The sequence below is a fragment of the Arthrobacter sp. AL05 genome (assembly GCF_029960715.1).
Classification (GTDB): Bacteria; Actinomycetota; Actinomycetes; order Actinomycetales; family Micrococcaceae; genus Arthrobacter.
Genome location: NZ_JASBRC010000005.1, coordinates 50,176 through 68,196, shown reverse-complemented (window position 1 = coordinate 68,196; position 18,021 = coordinate 50,176). Strand labels below are relative to the sequence as shown.

General features: G+C 66.4%; 13 protein-coding genes. 8 read left to right on the top strand and 5 right to left on the bottom strand.

Going from position 1 to position 18,021, the window contains the following annotated elements; all coding sequences use genetic code 11:
* The 8 genes from QK287_RS08510 (at position 1) to QK287_RS08475 (ending at position 10,891) form a co-directional block, all read left to right on the top strand.
* Positions 1–1,977, top strand: coding sequence for an APC family permease (locus QK287_RS08510; protein WP_226773224.1), 1,977 nt, complete (start codon positions 1–3; stop codon positions 1,975–1,977).
* Entirely contained in the window at positions 1,974–3,347 is a 1,374-nt protein-coding gene (locus QK287_RS08505) for a TRAM domain-containing protein (protein WP_226773223.1), read from the top strand. Before QK287_RS08510 ends, QK287_RS08505 begins: the two co-directional genes overlap by 4 nt.
* 171 nt (positions 3,348–3,518) lie before the next feature.
* A complete protein-coding gene (gene acnA / locus QK287_RS08500; protein ID WP_282359836.1) occupies positions 3,519–6,344 on the top strand; it encodes an aconitate hydratase AcnA in 2,826 nt (941 codons plus the stop codon).
* Positions 6,345–6,476: 132 nt separating this feature from the next.
* The gene (gene dxs, locus QK287_RS08495) at positions 6,477–8,450 is read left to right on the top strand and encodes a 1-deoxy-D-xylulose-5-phosphate synthase (protein WP_226773221.1); all 1,974 of its coding nucleotides are present in this window, start codon (positions 6,477–6,479) and stop codon (positions 8,448–8,450) included.
* Positions 8,447–8,992 carry a DUF402 domain-containing protein gene (locus tag QK287_RS08490; protein WP_226773220.1) on the top strand — a complete coding sequence of 182 codons (546 nt, stop codon included), beginning with the start codon at positions 8,447–8,449 and terminating at the stop codon, positions 8,990–8,992. The genes dxs and QK287_RS08490 overlap by 4 nt, the downstream gene beginning before the upstream one ends.
* On the top strand, positions 8,989–9,543 hold the full coding sequence (locus tag QK287_RS08485) for a hypothetical protein (RefSeq protein ID WP_226773219.1): 555 nt from the start codon (positions 8,989–8,991) through the stop codon (positions 9,541–9,543). The genes QK287_RS08490 and QK287_RS08485 overlap by 4 nt, the downstream gene beginning before the upstream one ends.
* Before the next feature lie 68 nt (positions 9,544–9,611).
* Positions 9,612–9,830, top strand: coding sequence for a hypothetical protein (locus QK287_RS08480; RefSeq protein ID WP_282359835.1), 219 nt, complete (start codon positions 9,612–9,614; stop codon positions 9,828–9,830).
* An 83-nt stretch (positions 9,831–9,913) separates the two neighbouring features.
* Complete coding sequence (locus QK287_RS08475) at positions 9,914–10,891, top strand: aldo/keto reductase (protein WP_226773217.1); 978 nt, start codon at positions 9,914–9,916, stop codon at positions 10,889–10,891.
* Positions 10,892–11,127: 236 nt separating this feature from the next.
* On the opposite strand, the gene QK287_RS08470 is transcribed toward QK287_RS08475, so the two are convergent.
* The 5 genes from QK287_RS08470 to QK287_RS08450 form a co-directional block, all read right to left on the bottom strand.
* On the bottom strand, positions 11,128–13,290 hold the full coding sequence (locus QK287_RS08470) for a 3-hydroxyacyl-CoA dehydrogenase NAD-binding domain-containing protein (RefSeq protein ID WP_282359834.1): 2,163 nt from the start codon (positions 13,288–13,290) through the stop codon (positions 11,128–11,130).
* The gene (locus QK287_RS08465) at positions 13,287–14,549 is read right to left on the bottom strand and encodes an acetyl-CoA C-acyltransferase (RefSeq protein WP_282359833.1); all 1,263 of its coding nucleotides are present in this window, start codon (positions 14,547–14,549) and stop codon (positions 13,287–13,289) included. Before QK287_RS08465 ends, QK287_RS08470 begins: the two co-directional genes overlap by 4 nt.
* Positions 14,550–14,728: 179 nt before the next feature.
* The gene (locus QK287_RS08460) at positions 14,729–16,081 is read right to left on the bottom strand and encodes an HRDC domain-containing protein (RefSeq protein WP_282359832.1); all 1,353 of its coding nucleotides are present in this window, start codon (positions 16,079–16,081) and stop codon (positions 14,729–14,731) included.
* Positions 16,082–16,165: 84 nt separating this feature from the next.
* Entirely contained in the window at positions 16,166–16,828 is a 663-nt protein-coding gene (locus QK287_RS08455) for a DUF3000 domain-containing protein (RefSeq protein WP_282359900.1), read from the bottom strand.
* Between the two features lie 97 nt (positions 16,829–16,925).
* Positions 16,926–18,014, bottom strand: coding sequence for a low specificity L-threonine aldolase (locus QK287_RS08450; RefSeq protein ID WP_226773542.1), 1,089 nt, complete (start codon positions 18,012–18,014; stop codon positions 16,926–16,928).
* Between the last annotated feature and the right edge of the window lie 7 nt (positions 18,015–18,021).

The window sequence follows — 18,021 nt, the reverse complement described above, 5'->3', positions numbered from 1 at the left end:
GTGCCGACAATATTCAATGCCGTGAAGCGGGTGCTGGTAGGCAAGCCCTTCCGGAACGACAGCCTGGCCCACACCCTGCTGCCGAAGCGGATCGCGCTTCCCATCTTCGCCTCCGACGCGCTGTCCTCAGTGGCCTACGCGCCCGACGAAATCCTCCTGACCCTGGCCTTGGCCGGCGTCAGCGCCGTGGCGTTCTCGCCCTGGGTGGGGCTGGCCGTCATGGTGGTGCTGCTGACTGTTGTCGCCTCCTACCGGCAAAACGTCCATGCCTACCCCTCCGGCGGCGGCGACTACGAGATCGCAAACGAGAACCTGGGCAAATATGCCGGGCTCACCGTCGCCTCCGCGCTGCTGGTCGACTACGTGCTGACCGTTGCGGTGTCGATGTCCTCGGCCGCGACGTACCTGACCTCCGCGGTGCCCGCACTGCACGGCCAGCAGGCCGCCATCGCGGTGATCGGCGTCGTGATCCTGGCCCTCGTTAACCTGCGAGGCATCAAGGAAGCCGGCAGCGTCTTCGCCGTCCCCACCTACATCTTTATGGCCTCCATCCTGGGTATGACGGCCATCGGCATCTTCCAGGCGGCCACCGGCCAACTGGGCGAAGCGCCCTCGGCAGCCTTCACGATCGTGCCCGCGGCGGGCTTCGACGAGGGAATGGTCGGCCTCGCCGGCGCCTTCCTGCTGCTCCGGGCCTTCTCTTCCGGCGCAGCGGCGCTGACCGGGATTGAAGCCATCAGCAACGGTGTGCCGAACTTCCAGAAGCCCAAGTCCAAGAATGCGGCCACCACCCTGCTGCTGCTCGGCGTGATCGCGGCGTCCATGCTGGCCGGGATCATCTACCTGGCCAACGCCACGAAGGTGCACATTGTGCTGGACCCTGCCACCGAGTTCCTGCTCGATGGCAAGCCGCTGGCGGAGGGCTATATCCAGAGTCCGGCGATCAGCCAGATTGCGCAGACCATTTTTGGAGCCGGCTCCATCCCCTTCTTCATTGTGGTCGCCGCCACCGGCGTGATCCTCGTCTTCGCCTCCAACACGGCGTTCAACGGCTTCCCGGTGCTTGGCTCGATCCTGGCCCAGGACGGTTACCTGCCTCGGCAGCTGCGCACCCGCGGGGACCGGCTCGCCTTCAGCAATGGCGTCCTGGCGCTGGCAGCCGGCGCTTTGGTGCTGATCATCGCCTTCAACGCCGACGTCACCAAGCTCATCCAGCTCTACATTGTGGGTGTTTTCATCTCCTTCACGATCAGCCAGCTCGGCATGATCCGGCACTGGGGCCGGGAACTGAAGCTCGCGAAGGACCCCGCCGTCAAGCTGCGTATGCTCAAGTCGCGCACCATCAACACGATCGGCTTCGGCATGACCGCGCTGGTCCTGGTGATTGTGCTGATAACCAAGTTCCAGCAGGGCGCGTGGATCGCGCTGCTGGCAATGTTCGCGCTGTTCCTCATCATGTGGAGCATCCGGTCGCACTATGACAACGTGGCCAAGGAACTCGCAGTCGATGAGGATTCCTCGCCGCGGGCCCTGCCCACCCGGGTGCACGCAGTCCTCCTCGTCTCCCACGTGCGCAAGCCGGTCCTTCGCGCCCTCGCCTATGCACGCGCGTCACGGCCCTCCCGGCTGGACGCCATCACCGTGGACATCAGCAGCGAAGAGACCGAACAGACGGTCGCGGACTGGGAGAAACTGGAAATCCCGGTACCGTTGACCGTGCTGGCCAGTCCGTTCCGTGAAACGGTCACCCCCATCATGGAGTACATCAAGAACATGCGGCGCGATTCGCCCCGCGACCTGATTGTGGTCTACATCCCCGAGTACGTCGTGGGTAAGTGGTGGGAGCAACTGGTGCACAACCAGACCGCACTTCGCATCAAAACCCGGTTGCATTTCGAGCCCGGCGTGATGGTGGCCAGTGTGCCGTGGCAGCTGAAATCCTCCGAAGAAGCCAAGAGACTGCAGGACATCCAATGAACTCCGACACCCAGGCCCCAAACCGCACCGATCTCATCGTCGACGTCGGGCCGGTCGCCCACGGCGGGCACTGCGTCGCCCGGCATGAGGGCCGGGTGGTCTTTGTCCGGCACGGCATTCCCGGCGAGAGAGTCAAGGTCCGTCTCACCGAGTCCGGCGCGGACGCCAAGTTCTGGCGCGGCGACGTCGTGGAAGTCCTTGACGCATCCCCGGACCGGGTGGCGCACTTCTGGGACCTGGCCGATTCCGCGCGTTCCTGGTCGCACCGTCACCCGCCCGTCGGAGGCGCAGAACTCGGCCACATCGCACTGACACGCCAGCGCAGCCTCAAGGCCGAGGTGCTGGCCGAGCAGCTGCACCGCCTGGCCGGCGTCGAACTGCCGCTGGCAGGGACGGACACCGCCGCAGGCTCCTTGGTCGAAGCCGTGGGGGAGGAGGGAACGACGGCGCCGGCCGGCCTGGGCTGGCGCACCCGCGCCGGTTTCGCCGTGACCCCGGCCGGCAAACTTGGAATGCACGCGCACCGCTCCGATACCGTCCTTCCGGTCCGGGAGATGCCGCTGGCCGTTGACGCCATCAACAACCTCCGGCTCTGGGACATCGACCTGCAGGGCATTGAACGCATTGAGGTCGCCGCACCGGCGAACGGCTCCCGGCCGCTGGTGCTCCTGGTCCCGGCCGCGGGCACCCGGGCCAAGCGGCTCAGCGCGGTCCTGGCCCAGCTGCCCGACGATGTTTCGGTGGCGAGCTTTGATCCGGTCAAAGGCGAGGTACTGCGGCTGCGCGGCCGCACCTATGTGCAGGAGACCGCGGCGGGGCACGACTACCGTGTGACCGGCGACGGCTTCTGGCAGATCCACCGCGAGGCCCCCGCCGCCCTCGTGGGGGCCGTGACCGGATTCCTGCACAACGGCGGGTTCCTGGAACCGGGGGCCGTTGTTGCGGATCTCTACGCCGGGGTGGGCCTGTTCACCGCCCCGCTCGCGGACGCCGTCGGCGCCACGGGTTCGGTGCTCTCAGTCGAAGGGGCTCCCGGGACCAGCCGGGACGCACGCAAGAACCTCCATGATGCACCGCAGGTTGAGATCGTCCAGGGCCGGGTGGAACGCGTCCTGCGTGAAAAGGCGCGCAATTTCGACGCGATCCTGCTGGACCCGCCCCGGGCCGGTGCCGGCAAGGCCGTGGTAAACCAGCTGATCGGAGCCGGCCCCCGCGCCGTTGCCTACGTGTCCTGCGATCCGGCGTCCTTTGCCCGCGATGTCGGCTACTTCCAGCAATCCGGCTGGGAGCTGGCAGGGCTGCGGGCCTTTGACCTGTACCCGCATACCCACCACATGGAGACTGTGGCGCTACTGACTCCGCGGGGCTGAGGCCACTAGGATGGGCGAAGTAGTCCGACGTCGCGCTCCGTACCCACGGCTGACCTCCTGCACCCTGTACCGATCCTTGTGCGAGCAAGGCCAAGCATTAGTTAGGGCCACCTAACTAGCAAGGGGTCTGCGGCGCGACAAAGATGAAACTGTTGCGAGAGGAGTCCTGTGATGAGCATTGTGGACAGCTTCGGTTCAAAAGGCAAACTTAATGTTGCCGGTACCGAATACGAAATTTTCCGGTTGAACTCCGTCGAAGGTGCAGAAAACCTTCCGTTCAGCCTCAAGGTATTGCTTGAAAACCTGTTGAGGACCGAGGACGGCGCGAACATTACGGCCGACCACGTCCGCGCTTTGGCCGGCTGGGACCCCAGCGCCGAGCCCGACACTGAAATCCAGTTCACGCCGGCGCGCGTGATCATGCAGGACTTCACTGGCGTGCCCTGCGTAGTGGACCTTGCCACCATGCGTGAGGCCGTCAAGGAACTTGGCGGGGACCCCAAGCGGGTCAACCCGTTGGCTCCCGCCGAGATGGTGATTGACCACTCCGTGCAGATCGACGCCTTCGGCAACTCCGGCGCACTGGAGCGCAACATGGAGATCGAGTACCAGCGCAACGGCGAGCGGTACCAGTTCCTGCGGTGGGGCCAGACCGCATTTGATGACTTCAAGGTTGTCCCGCCGGGGACCGGCATTGTGCACCAGGTCAACATCGAATACCTGGCCCGCACGGTCATGACCCGCGAGGTCGACACCGAGTCCGGCTCAGTCGTCCGGGCCTACCCGGACACCTGCGTCGGCACCGACTCGCACACCACCATGGTCAATGGCATGGGTGTGCTGGGCTGGGGCGTTGGCGGCATCGAAGCCGAGGCAGCCATGCTTGGCCAGCCCGTCTCCATGCTGATCCCGCGCGTTGTGGGCTTCAAGCTGACCGGGTCCATCCCGGCCGGCGCGACCGCCACCGACGTCGTCCTGACCATCACCGAGCAGCTGCGCAAGCACGGAGTGGTCGGCAAGTTTGTCGAGTTCTACGGCGAAGGCGTTGCGGCCGTGCCGCTGGCCAACCGCGCCACCATCGGCAACATGAGCCCGGAGTTCGGCTCCACGGCCGCCATGTTCCCGATCGACGACGTTACCTTGGACTACCTGCGCCTCACCGGCCGCTCGGACGAGAACGTCGCCTTGGTGGAGTCCTACGCTAAGGAACAGGGCCTCTGGCACGATCCGTCACGTGAGATCAAGTTCTCCGAGTACCTCGAACTGGACCTGTCGACGGTTGTTCCGTCGATTTCCGGCCCGAAGCGCCCCCAGGACCGCATCATCCTCACCGAGTCCAAGGCCCAGTTCCGCCAGGACCTGCGCAACTATGTGAAGGAAGACCTCGTCGGCGGCAGCGTCGATGAGGCCATTGACGAGAGCTTCCCGGCGTCCGATACCCCGTCCTTCACCGCCACCAAGACGCACCTGACAGACGAGGCCCCGCACGCGCACGGGCCGAAGTCCAACGGCCGGCCGTCAAAGAAAGTCAGTGTCAAGACCGCTGACGGCCGCGAGTTCGAGCTGGACCACGGCGCAGTGTCGATCGCCTCGATCACTTCCTGCACCAACACGTCCAACCCGTCCGTGATGCTGGCCGCCGCGCTTTTGGCCCGCAACGCCGTCGACAAGGGCCTGACCTCGAAGCCGTGGGTCAAGACCTCCGTGGCTCCCGGTTCCAAGGTTGTCACCGACTACTACAACAAGTCGGGCCTGACCCCCTACCTGGAGAAGCTCGGCTTCTACATCGTCGGTTACGGCTGCGCGACCTGCATCGGAAACTCCGGCCCGCTCGACGCCGAAATCTCCGAGGCCATCGCGGCCAACGATCTTTCCGTTGCAGCTGTGCTGTCCGGTAACCGCAACTTCGAGGGCCGGATCAACCCGGACGTGAAGATGAACTACCTGGCGTCCCCGCCGCTGGTCATCGCCTACGCCCTCGCCGGCACCATGGACTTCGATTTTGATGCTGACCCGCTGGGCCAGGATGAGGCCGGCAACGACGTTTTCCTGAAGGACATCTGGCCGAACCCGGTTGAGGTCCAGCAGGTAATCGATTCCTCGATCGACAAGGAAATGTTCGCCCGCGGCTACGAGGGCGTCTTCGACGGCGACGACCGCTGGAAAGCTCTCTCCACGCCGGCCGGCGACACGTTCGCCTGGGACCCTAAATCCACGTACGTCCGCAAGCCCCCGTACTTCGACGGCATGAAGGCGGAGCCGGAGCCCGTCAAGGACATCACCGGCGCCCGGGTGCTGCTGAAGCTTGGCGATTCCGTCACCACCGACCACATCTCACCGGCGGGTTCCTTCAAGTCGGACACCCCTGCCGGTCAGTACCTGCTGGCCAACGGTGTGGAGCGCAAGGACTTCAACTCCTACGGCTCACGCCGTGGCAACCATGAGGTGATGATCCGCGGTACGTTCGCGAATATCCGGATCAAGAACCAGATCCTGGACGGCGTCGAAGGTGGCTTCACCCGTGACTTCACCCAGGCCGACGGCCCGCAGGCCTACGTCTACGACGCCGCGCAGAACTACGAGGCGGCCGGCATCCCGCTGGTGGTCCTCGCCGGCAAGGAGTATGGCTCCGGCTCGTCGCGTGACTGGGCAGCCAAGGGAACTGCGCTGCTGGGCGTCAAGGCTGTAGTTGCCGAAAGCTACGAGCGCATCCACCGCTCCAACCTGATCGGCATGGGCGTCCTGCCCCTGCAGTACCCGGCCGGCCAGAACGCGGCCAGCCTCGGGTTGACCGGCACGGAAACCTTCGCGGTTGAGGGCGTCACAGCCCTTAACGACGGCACCACACCCAAGACGCTGAAGGTCATTGCCACGGCCGAGGACGGTACCGTCACGAGCTTCGATGCGGTCCTGCGCATCGATACCCCGGGCGAGGCCGATTACTACCGCAACGGCGGCATCCTGCAGTACGTGCTGCGGCAGATCTCCGCGAACTAGCCGCAGTCCGGAAGTATCAACCCGAAAGCCCCGGCCCGTTCCCGACGGACCGGGGCTTTCGTGGCCCGGCACCGGCGCCATGCCTGAGGCGTTAGAGTTAAAAGGCATGTCTACCACCCGAAGGAGGGGCCGTTGGGAATCTTGGAGACCGTCCGCAACCCGCAGGACCTGAGTAAGTTGTCCGAGGCGCAGCTGGACCGGCTGACAGCCGAGGTCCGGGACTTCCTGATCGCCAACGTCTCCCAGACCGGCGGCCACCTGGGCCCGAACCTTGGTGTGGTGGAGCTCACCATCGCTGTGCACCGGGTCTTCGATTCTCCCCGGGACAGCATCGTCTTTGACACCGGCCACCAGTCGTACGTGCACAAGCTCCTCACCGGACGCCAGGATTTCAGCACCCTGCGCCAGCAAGGCGGTCTGTCGGGCTACCCGGACCGCGCCGAATCAGAGCACGACATCGTCGAAAGCTCGCACGCATCGTCCTCGCTGTCCTGGGCGGACGGGATCTCCCGGGCCCGGCAGCTCACCGGCGACGGGGACCGCTACGTTATCGCCGTGGTCGGTGACGGCGCGCTGACCGGCGGAATGGCCTGGGAAGCCCTCAACAACATCGCGGCCGACAAAAAGCGCCGGGTGGTGATCGTCGTAAACGACAACGGCCGCTCCTACGCCCCGACCGTGGGCGGATTCGCTGACTACCTCGCCTCGCTGCGCCCCACCATCGATTCCTTCCGCGCCGCCCCTGCCTACGAAGGCACCTTGGACTGGTGGCGGCGCAAGCTGCAGAACGGCGGACCCGCGGGCCAGTTCACCTACCGCAGCCTGCACGCCATGAAGAAGGGCGTTAAGGACTGGTGGGCCCCGCAGGGTATGTTTGAGGACCTCGGGATGAAATACATCGGTCCGGTCGACGGCCACAACCTCCAGGCCATGGAGCACGCACTGTCCACCGCGAAGAATTACGCCGGGCCGGTGATTGTGCATGCCATGACCGAAAAGGGTCACGGCTACGCGCCCGCCCGCGCACACGAAGCGGACCAGTTCCACGCCGTCGGGATTATTGACCCGGAGACGGGAGCGCCAACCGAGGCCGGCGGAGCGAAATCCTGGACCGCCGTCTTCGCCGACGAGATCGCCGAGATCGCCGATGAGCGAAAGGACATCGTCGGCATCACCGGCGCCATGCTGATCCCGGTCGGCCTGCACAAGTTCGCTGCCCGGCACCCGGAGCGGGTGTTCGACGTCGGCATCGCCGAACAGCACGCTCTCACCTCCGCCGCCGGCATGGCGTTCGGGGGACTGCACCCGGTCGTCGCTGTCTACGCGACCTTCCTGAACCGCGCCTTCGACCAGCTCCTGATGGACGTCGCCCTGCACAAAGCCGGTGTCACAATCGTCCTGGACCGGGCCGGCGTTACCGGGCCCGACGGCGCCAGCCACCACGGCATGTGGGACATGGCCATGGTCCAAATCGTGCCAGGCCTGCACCTCGCCGCGCCCCGGGACGCCAACCGGTTGCGTGAGGAGCTGCGCGAGGCCGTCGCCATCGAAGACGCCCCCAGTGTGATCCGTTACTCCAAGGGCACTGTCGGGGCCGAAGTTGAGGCGGTCGAGCGGCTCAGCGACGGCGTGGACGTGCTGGCACGGCGCCCGGTCGGCTCCAGCGAGAACGACGTCCTGATCGTCAGCGTCGGGGCCATGTCCGAACTCGCCCTGGACGTCTCCAACCGCCTCGGGGCGCAAGGCATCAGCTCCACAGTGGTGGACCCCCGCTGGGTCCTGCCGGTCCGGAAATCCATCGTCGCCCTCGCCTCCCACCACCGGCTCGTCATCTGCATCGAGGACGGGGTCCGCGCCGGCGGGGTCGGGTCCCGGATCAGGCAGGAAATGCGCGCCGCCGGAGTGGACACCGCCCTGAACGAAGTGGGCCTGCCGGTGGAATTCCTGGACCATGGAACCCGCAGCCAGGTGCTCGAACGGGTCGGCTTGACCGCCCAGCAGATCACCCATGACGTCGTGGCTCAGGTCCTGGGGACCAAGGTACCGTTCGCGCGTCCCCTCCCCGGCCAGGAACACCCCAGCACCGGCAGCCTGCCGATTCTGTGAGGACCCCCAAGGACCTGGTTCCGGGAGACCTGGTAGTCTCCCGGAACCGCAAATGGAACGGCAAGGCCCACTGGGTGGTGCCCGGTACCTACCTCGGCGAGGACGTCCACGGTTGGTGGATCTTCCAGGGAACCAACGAGTTCTGTTCGCGTCCGGGCGCCGCGTTCTACACCGAATCGGACGCCGTGCTGCTGGTTCCGCGAAGCGGCGAGTACGTCGCCACCTTCTACGCAGCGGGCCATCCCGCCGGCGTCAGGGTTTACGTGGATCTCGCGACGGACCACGGCTGGCGAACCATCCGCCCCGGCGTCACCGAGTTCCACCTGATCGACATGGACCTGGACGTCATCCGTACCGCGGAGCGCGGAGTCTACGTGGACGATGAGGACGAGTTTGCCGAGCACCGAGTGGAGATGGACTACCCCGAGGACGTGGCGGCCCGGATCAGCGCCGCATCGGATCAGCTTTACCAGGCCGTCAAGGCAGAACAGCCACCCTTCGACGGCACAGACCGCGAATGGTTCAGGAAAGGACGGGCATGAGCGGAATTATCCGGGTTTACAAGCGCAACGATGAGGGTGTCCTCGAATTCAGGGAGGCCTGGTTTGACGAGGACTACAGCCAATTTGTGATGAACCACGGCGTCGTCGGGCACCAGAGCAAAACCGATGAGACCGACGTCGCCGACGCCGGCGCTGCCGAGCGACTGATGGATGCCTTCGCCGTGCAGTGCGCCGAAGACGGTTTTGCCGAAATCCCCGAGGACGGGCAGTTCTGGGTCGTGGCCCAGTATGCACTGAAGACCAAGGGTGGCACGGATCGCGACCGTTACCTCGAGGAAAAGGCCAAGGACGCACTGATCAGCCACCTCGCGTGGCGGGGCCTCGGAATAGTGGACCGCTCGGAATTTTCCGATTCCAAGCTCAACATCTTTATCCTGACCCCGGACGTCAACAAGGCGGTTAATGCCATCAAGGTCTGCATTCGGGGCGAGGACCTCGACTTCACCAAGTTGAGCATCGGCGCCGCTACCGACGGGTCCAGCTTTCGACTCAAGTACTCAGCCAAGCCGGCGAACAGCTTTAGCCTCTAGTTCCGCGGGCCGCTCCACGGGCAGCTTGCAGACCATTTTTTGGGGACCCCGACGGAAAGGAATTCCAGATGGCGGCGAAATCCGTTGAACCGGGCCGTACCCCGCTGCCGCGGGGGATCTCGGCTCCGGCCCGCCGGGCCCTCGCACACGCCGGAGTCGAGTCACTCGAACAGGTGGCGGCACTCGGCGGGCGGGGACTTGCCCGAATGCACGGCATCTGTCCGCGGACCCTGGCCCAGCTCCAGGATGCCCTCGACGATCAAGGGCTGGAGCTGACCGCCGGATAACCCTCCGCGGCCCGGGCAGCACACCGGACGCCGGCCGCCGCAGCGGCCCGCGGACGGGCCCGGGCCGTTATAGGCTGAAGTACATGACTGAATACCGCCGCGTGGGAAATTCCGGACTGACCGTCTCCGTCGTTGGACTTGGCTGCAATAACCTTGGCCGGGCCAATACGGCGACCGAGTCGCAGGACGGGACCGACGCCGTGGTGCATGCGGCGCTGGACTCCGGCATAACCTTCTTCGACGTCGCGGACACCTACGGCCGGGAACCGGGACTGAGCGAAACCATGCTGGGCAAGGCCCTGAACGGCCGCCGCGACGAGGCAGTGGTCGCCACGAAGTTCGGGATGGACATGGGCGGTGCCAACGGCAATGACTTTGGTGCCCGTGGCTCCCGCCGGTACATCATTAAGGCTGCGGAGGCCTCGCTCCGCCGGCTCGGGACGGACTGGATCGACCTTTACCAGTTCCACACACCCGACCCGCTGACCCCGATCGAGGAGACCCTCGATGCCCTCGATGAGCTCGTCAGCAGCGGCAAGGTCCGCTACATCGGCCACTCCAACCGTGCCGGCTGGCAGATCGCCGAAGCCGAATTCGTGGCCCGTGCCCGCGGTGGAGCCCGGTTTATCTCCAGCCAGAACCACTACAACCTGCTGGACCGCCGCGCTGAGCTTGAGGTCACTCCGGCCGCGGACGCCTACGGCTTGGGCGTGCTGCCGTACTTCCCGCTGGCCAACGGCCTGCTGACCGGCAAATACGCCAGGGACACCGCACCTGAGGGTTCGCGCCTCAGCCACACCCGCACGAACCTGGTCCACGACGCCGACTGGGAACAGTTGGCGGCCCTGGGCGCCTTCGCAGCCGAGCGGGGCCTGAACGAGATCCAGGTGGCGTTCTCCTGGCTTGCAGCCCAGCGCTCGGTGAGCAGTGTTATCGCCGGAGCCACCCGGCCGGAGCAGGTCCGGCAAAACGCCGCCGCCGTGGCCTGGATCCCCACCGCCGCGGAACGTGACGAACTCAACGACCTCTTCCCGCGAACGCCGAAAGTCGCGCTTTTCTAGATGGCCTCGCTGTCGCCCGGGAAACCGCTGCGCGTGCCCGCACGGCGTTGCGGGTTACTCACGACGCCGGCTAGGCAGCGGCCACTGCGCACCTTATCTGATCGCCCAGCGACCCTAACGCCCAGCGACCTTAACGCGCAGCGGCGGCGGGCTTCAGGAACTCTGATGCCCGCCGCCGGGAGTGCCGCCGGCATGCGGGGTGTTAGGTCACTTCGACCGTCCGGCCGCTCCGGGCGTTAGGCCGGCTCGGACGCCACACCCGGCGCCAGGAACTTCCGGCCGGTGACACGCTCCGAGGCGCCGACCCGGTCCAGGTACGGGGTGATGCCGCCAAGGAACATCGGCCAGCCGGCACCGAGGATCATACAAAGGTCGATGTCCTCCGGACCGGCGACGACACCCTCGTCCAGCATCAGTCCGATTTCCTCGGCGAGGGCGTCCTGAGTGCGGCGCAGCACCTCCCCGGCGGTGGACGGCGAATCCCCAAAGGACATCAGGGCCTGGGTCTCGGCCGGAATGGTCGGCGTACCGGCCGTCACCGAGGCCGGGTCCCAGATGGACCGGACCCCGTGAGCGATCAGGTTCTGCAGGTTCTGCGAGACGGTGAACCGGCCGGGGAACGCAGCGTGCAGGGACTCCTGGACGTGCTGCGCGACCGGCAGGCCCACCATGGCCCCGAGAACGAAAGGTGTCATCGGCAGGCCCATCGGGCGCAGCGCATTATCCGCCACCCCGGCGGGGGTACCCTCGTCGAAGGCGGCCGTCACTTCTCCCATCAGGCGCAGCAGGATGCGGTTGACCACAAAAGCGGGGGCGTCCTTGACAAGTACTGCGGACTTCTTCAGGCCCTTAGCCAGTTCGAACGCGGTAGCCAGTACGGCGTCGTCGGTCTTTGGGGCCCGGACAATCTCCAGCAAAGGCATCACTGCCACCGGGTTGAAGAAATGGAAGCCGATGAGCCGCTCCGGATGCTCCAGGTCCTCAGCCATGGCGGTGACGGACAGCGAGGAGGTGTTGGTCGCCAGGATGCACTCGGGCGAAATGATCGCCTCAAGTTCCTTGAAGACCTGTTTCTTGACGTTGAGTTCCTCGAAGACGGCCTCGATGACGAAGTCGGCGTCGGCGAAGGTTTCCTTCGAAACCGCGCCGCTGACCAGGGCCTTGGTCCGGTTGGCGGCATCCGCGCTGATCCGCTTTTTTGCCAGCAGCTTATCCACCTCCGCGTGCACGTAACCCACACCCTTGTCCACCCGGGCCTGGTCAATGTCCGTCATCACCACCGGCACCTTGAGCTGGCGGGCAAAGAGCAGCGCGAGCTGGCTGGCCATCAGGCCGGCCCCTACGACGCCGATTTTTGTGACCGGACGGGCGAGTTTGCGGTCCGGGGCGCCGGCGGGGCGCTTGGCTCGGCGCTGCACCAGATCCAGGAAGGCGTAGACAGTGGAACGGAACTCGTCGGTCTGCATAAGGTCCGCTAGGGTCCGGCACTCGAGCTCCGCCGACTCAGCCTGGGTCATGGTGCGGTTTGCTTCCAGCACGTCCAGCACCTCGGCCGGGGCCGGGGAGGCGTTCGACGTCTTGGTTTCGACAAAGGCGCGGCCCGCGGCGACGGCACCGGCCCAGCGATCGGCCACCTCCGGTACGGCGGGGTCGACGGCATTGGCGCGTTCGGGCGTGAGGGCGCCCGCGATAACCTGCGCAGCCCAGGCGACTGACTGCTCGACAAAGTCGGCGGGCTCGAAGATGGCGTCCGCTACGCCGAGTTTGTAGGCCTGCGGTCCGGTCAGGGTGCGGTTGTTGCTCAGCGGGTTCTCGATCATCACCTTAACGGCGTTCTCCGGGCCGATCAGCCGCGGCAGGATGTAGACGCCGCCCCAACCCGGGATCAGGCCAATGAACGACTCCGGCAGTGCCAGCGCACCGGCGCCGGTGGAGACGGTGCGGTAGGTGGACTGCAGGGCGATCTCCAGCCCGCCGCCGAGGGCCAGTCCGTTGATGAAGGCGAAGCTGGGAACCCCGAGGTTTGCCAGCGTGGCGTAGACATCGTGGCCGAGTTGGGCCATCCAGAGGCCCTGCTCGCGGCCGCTGACCGATTTGACCGTGGACAAGTCGGCGCCGGCGACCAGGAAGTACGGCTTGCCGGTGACGCCAACGCCGGCGATCTCGCCACGCGCGGCACGGTCCCGCAGCCCCTCCAGGGCGGTGCCGAGCTCGATCAGCGTGTTCGGGCCCAAGGTAGTGGGTTTGGAGTGGTCCAGGCCGTTGTCGAGCGTGAGCAGCGCGAAGGTGCCGGGGCTCTTGCCGTTGACAGCCGGCAGCGCGATGTCCTGGACGTAGGAGTGCGTTACCGTCTCGTTCGGGAACAGCTCGGCAAGCTTATGGAAATCGGCGGCGCTCATGCTGCGGCTCCAGTCGTGGTGGTGGTGTAGTCGGTGCCGTAATCGGCGTGGTGCGGGTTTTCCCAGATGACGGTGGCCCCCATGCCCAGGCCAATGCACATCGTGGTCATTCCGAAGCGAACGCCCGGGTCCTCGGCAAACTGGCGGGCCAGCTGGTTCATCAGCCGGACGCCGGACGAAGCGAGCGGGTGCCCGACGGCGATCGCACCGCCGTAGCGGTTGACGCGGGGATCGTCGTCGGCGATCCCGAAGTGGTCCAGGAAGCTGAGCACCTGGACGGCGAAGGCCTCGTTGATTTCGAACAGGCCGATGTCCTCGATGCCGAGTCCGGCGTTCTTCAGGGCCTTCTCGGTGGCCGGGACCGGGCCGATGCCCATAACTTCCGGCTCGACGCCGGCGAAGGCGTAGCTGACCAGGCGCATCTTCACCGGCAGGCCAAGTTCCTCGGCCGCCTCGGCGGAGGCCAGCAGTGCGGCGGTGGCGCCGTCGTTGAGGCCTGCTGCATTGCCTGCCGTGACCCGGCCGTGGGCGCGGAAGGGGGTTTTGAGCGTGGCGAGGTCCGCCACGGAGGTGCCCGGGCGCGGCGGCTCATCCACCGTGTTGACGGTCCAGCCCCGGCCCGGCTTTATGGTGGCCACGGGGACCAGGTCCGGCTGGATCTGGTCTTTCGCGTATGCTGCGGCAAGCTTGTCCTGGGAAGCGACGGCGTAGGCGTCGGTGCGTGCCTTGGTAATGGCGGGAAAGCGGTCGTGCAGGTTCTCTGCCGTGTTGCCCATGTTCAGGGCTGCCGGGTCCACAATCCGCTCGGACATAAAGCGCGGGTTGGGATCCGCACCGGCCCCCATCGGGTGGTTGCCCATGTGTTCCACGCCGCCAGCGATCACAACGTCGTAGGCACCGAAGCCGATACCGCTGGCGGTGGTGGTCACGGCCGTCATGGCGCCGGCGCACATCCGGTCAATCGCAAAGCCGGGTACGGTCCGCGGCAGTCCGGCCAGCAGGGCCGCGGTGCGGCCGATTGTCAGTCCCTGGTCACCGGTCTGTGTTGTCGCGGCGATGGCCACTTCGTCGATTCGTTCGGCCGGCAGGGACGGGTTGCGGCGCATCAGCTCGCGGATGCATTTCACTACGAGGTCATCGGCCCGTGTTCCGGCGTAGATGCCCTTCTCGCCGGCCCGGCCGAACGGGGTGCGGACGCCGTCGACGAAGACGACCTCACGGATGGTGCGCGGATTCGCGGTGCTCCGGGTGTGGCTCACGTGTTACTCCTCATCGAGACCTGGGTGCCGGACCCCTGCCCCGCGCGCAAACGCCGAGGACAGCAGAACCGGGCGACATCAGACAACATGTTACTTGTCAGTAACATAGCTGGCAAGGAGTAGGTGGCCGGGCCGCATGGAGGCGGGTTGGCAACGGGCCGGGAGGGCGGCTGCCGGGCTTAGCCTGCTTTGTCCGGGGCCGGCACGGTCTTGGCTTCCTTGACCGGCAGTGGCTGCGGGTTGCGGAAGGCTTCGGCGATGAGCGGGGTGACCAGTTCGATCTGCCACTGCCGGGTCCCGAGGTTCGCCAGTTCCTCGGCGATTCCCTCTTCGCTGAACTCCACGGGCGGACGCCAGGAGACACGGCGCAGGTAGTCCGGGGTCAACAGGTTTTCCAAAGGCATGTTCAGTTCTTCGGCCTTGGCCTGCAGCAGCGGGCGGGCGGTGGCGAGCCGGGCGGCGGCCTCCGGGTCCCGGTCGGCCCAGACCCGCGGGGGCGGGGGAGCGTTGGTGGGCAGGTGCAGGGGAGGAAGGTCCTCGAGGGCGCGGGCGGCGGTGATGCAGCGCAGCCAGCGCGGTGCCTCGCGCTGGGCTGCGCGGCCGTGGAAGCCTTTGGTCCCCAGCAGCTGGGGCACGGTGCCGGGCATCGCCTTCGCCGCCGCGACCAGGGCGGAGTCGGGAATCAGCCGGCCGGGGGCGACGTCGCGGTTTTGCGCCAGCGAATCCCGTTCGAGCCATAGCTCGCGCACCGCGGCGAGCTGGCGCCGGTCGCGGATCTGGTGCAGTCCGGACGTTTTCCGCCACGGATCGACCCGGGGTGGTGCCTGGCCGGCGCCCAGGATGGCGGCGAACTCCTGTTCGGCGAAGTCCAGTTTGCCGTCGGCGGTGAGCAGTTCGATAAGCTCCTCGCGTAGTTCGGTAAGAACTTCGACATCCAGTGCCGCGTAGCGGAGCCACGGTTCCGGCAGCGGCCGGGTGGACCAGTCGGCCGCTGAGTGTTCCTTGGCGAGGCCAAAGCCCAGCAGCTGCTCGATCACCGCAGCGAGGCCCACCCGGGGAAGCCCGGCGAGGCGGGCGGCGAGTTCGGTGTCAAAGAGTCTGTCCGGCCACATGCCGAGTTCGGAGAGGCACGGCAGGTCCTGGCTGGCGGCGTGCAGGATCCATTCGACGCCGCGCAGGGCCTCGTTGATGATGCCAAGGTCGCCAAAGGGTTCCGGGTCGATCAGCCAGGTGCCGGAGCCCTCCCGGCGGATCTGCACCAGGAAGGCGCGCTGGCCGTAGCGGAAACCGGAAGCGCGTTCGGCGTCGACTCCGGCAGGGCCATGGCCTGCGGCGAGGGCAGCCGCGCAGCGTTCCAGCCCGGACATGGTTTCAATAACGAGCGGCACACCGTCGCGGGGGGCGTCAAGGTCGATCACCTCGGGAACCAGGCTGTCGAAGCCGTCCACGGCGATGTGGGCTGTGGCGTCAGCGGCCTCGGTCTGATGTTGTACGGTGCCTGCCGTGCTGATTTCCGGAATTTGAGGGGTCATGATGGGTTTAGTTTACCGATAACACGGTGCTGCGGGCCGCGCATCCGCCAAAAGGAGTCGGTGTGCCCGTCCTTGCGGCCGATGTCAGCTTCCAAACCAGGCCCGTCCCCGGCGCCGGCGCGGCAGGGCTGTGACACCGTCGGGCAGCGGCGGCAGGCCGGCGAACGTGCAGACCATGTCGGACCAGGCTTCCAGATGCGAGGTGATGTCCGGGGTGGCCGGAGTCCAGGATGCCCTGAGCTCGATGTCGATCGAATTGGGTCGGCCTTCGAGGGTTCCGAAGCTTTCGGACAGTACCCTGGTCGCGGTGCCGCCGGCCGAGCGGTACGGTGCGGCATGGTCCTCCAGGGCTTCAACGAGCCAGGTCCAGGCAACGGAACCCAGCAGTTCGTCATTGCCCATCTCCGGTTCCAGCTGGGCGCGGATGTAGGTAACGATCCGGAATTCCCCCTCCCAGACCGCGGAGCCGTCGGGATCGTGCAGCAGGATAAAGCGGCCGGTGGCCAGTTCGATGTCCTCGCTCTCGGACGCTCGCGTCAGGGCGGCCGCCGCGGGTCCATGGACTGCGCCGGAAGACGTTGATGCGCCGGGCGCAACAACCTCCGCCCCGAGTGCCACGGCGAACGGTGCCAGCCGCGCCGGGGCCGGGATTTCTTCCAGGCGCAGTTCACCCCGGGTTCGTGCCTGCCGAAGGGTTCCCAGGGCAAAAAGAAAATCTGCCGGAACCTGGTCGAGTGCGTTCACAATGGAAGATTATGCACGGAGTGTGCACAAGCCCTGCAGGCTCGCCGCCGCTGCCCGCTCCGGCTTTGGGCGGGCGAGGGCGGCGGGCCCGCTGCCGGGATCAACCGGCGGCGAGCTCGCGCTTGATGGCGGCGATAAAGGAATCAACATCGTCTTCGGTGGTGTCGAAGGAGCACATCCAGCGAACCTCGCCGGCCGCCTCGTTCCAGTCGTAAAAACGGAAGGACGCGCGCAGCCGGTCCGCCACGCCGGGCGGCAGGACCGCAAACACGCCGTTGGACTCCGTCTTCTGGCTTAGCTCGACGCCGGGGATGGATTCGACGCCGGCCCGAAGCCGGGCAGCCATGGCATTGGCGTGCGAGGCGGAGCGCAGCCACAGGTCCCCTTCGAGCAGGGCGATGAACTGCGCGGACATAAACCGCATCTTGGAGGCGAGCTGCATGTTCATCTTGCGCAGGTAGATCAGGCCCTGGGCCGCGGCCGGGTTCAGGGCGATGACGACCTCACCGAAGAGCAAGCCGTTTTTGGTGCCGCCGAAGGAGAGGATGTCGACGCCGGCGTCGCGGGTGAAGGCCCGCAGCGGCACATTCAAGTGGGCTGCAGCGTTCGCCAGCCGGGCGCCGTCCATGTGTAGCTTCATGCCCTTGGAATGGACATGCTCGGCGATCGCCCGCACTTCGTCCGGCGTGTAGCAGGTGCCGAGTTCGGTGGTCTGGGTGATGGACACGGCCAGCGGCTGCGCGCGGTGCTCGTCGCCCCAGCCCCAGGCTTCCTTGTCGATTAGCTCCGGAGTCAGCTTGCCGTCCGCTGTGGGGACCTGGAGCAGTTTGATGCCACCGATCCGCTCAGGGGCGCCGTTCTCATCCATGTTGATGTGTGCGGTGGAGGCACAAACCACGGCCCCCCAGCGAGGCAGCAGGGACTGCAGCGACAGCACGTTGGCGCCGGTGCCGTTGAAGACCGGGAAGCACTCGATCCCTGCGCCGAAGTAGCCCTCCATCAACTGCTGGAGCCGGGCGGTGTAGTCGTCCTCGCCGTAGGAAACCTGGTGGCCCTCGTTGGCGGCGGCCAGGGCCGCCAGTACCTCCGGATGTACGCCGGAATAGTTATCCGAGGCAAAGCCGCGGACGGCGGGATCGTGGAGCCGCACCGCTGTGCTGGCGGGGGCAGTTTCAACTGTGCTTGTCATCGATTTG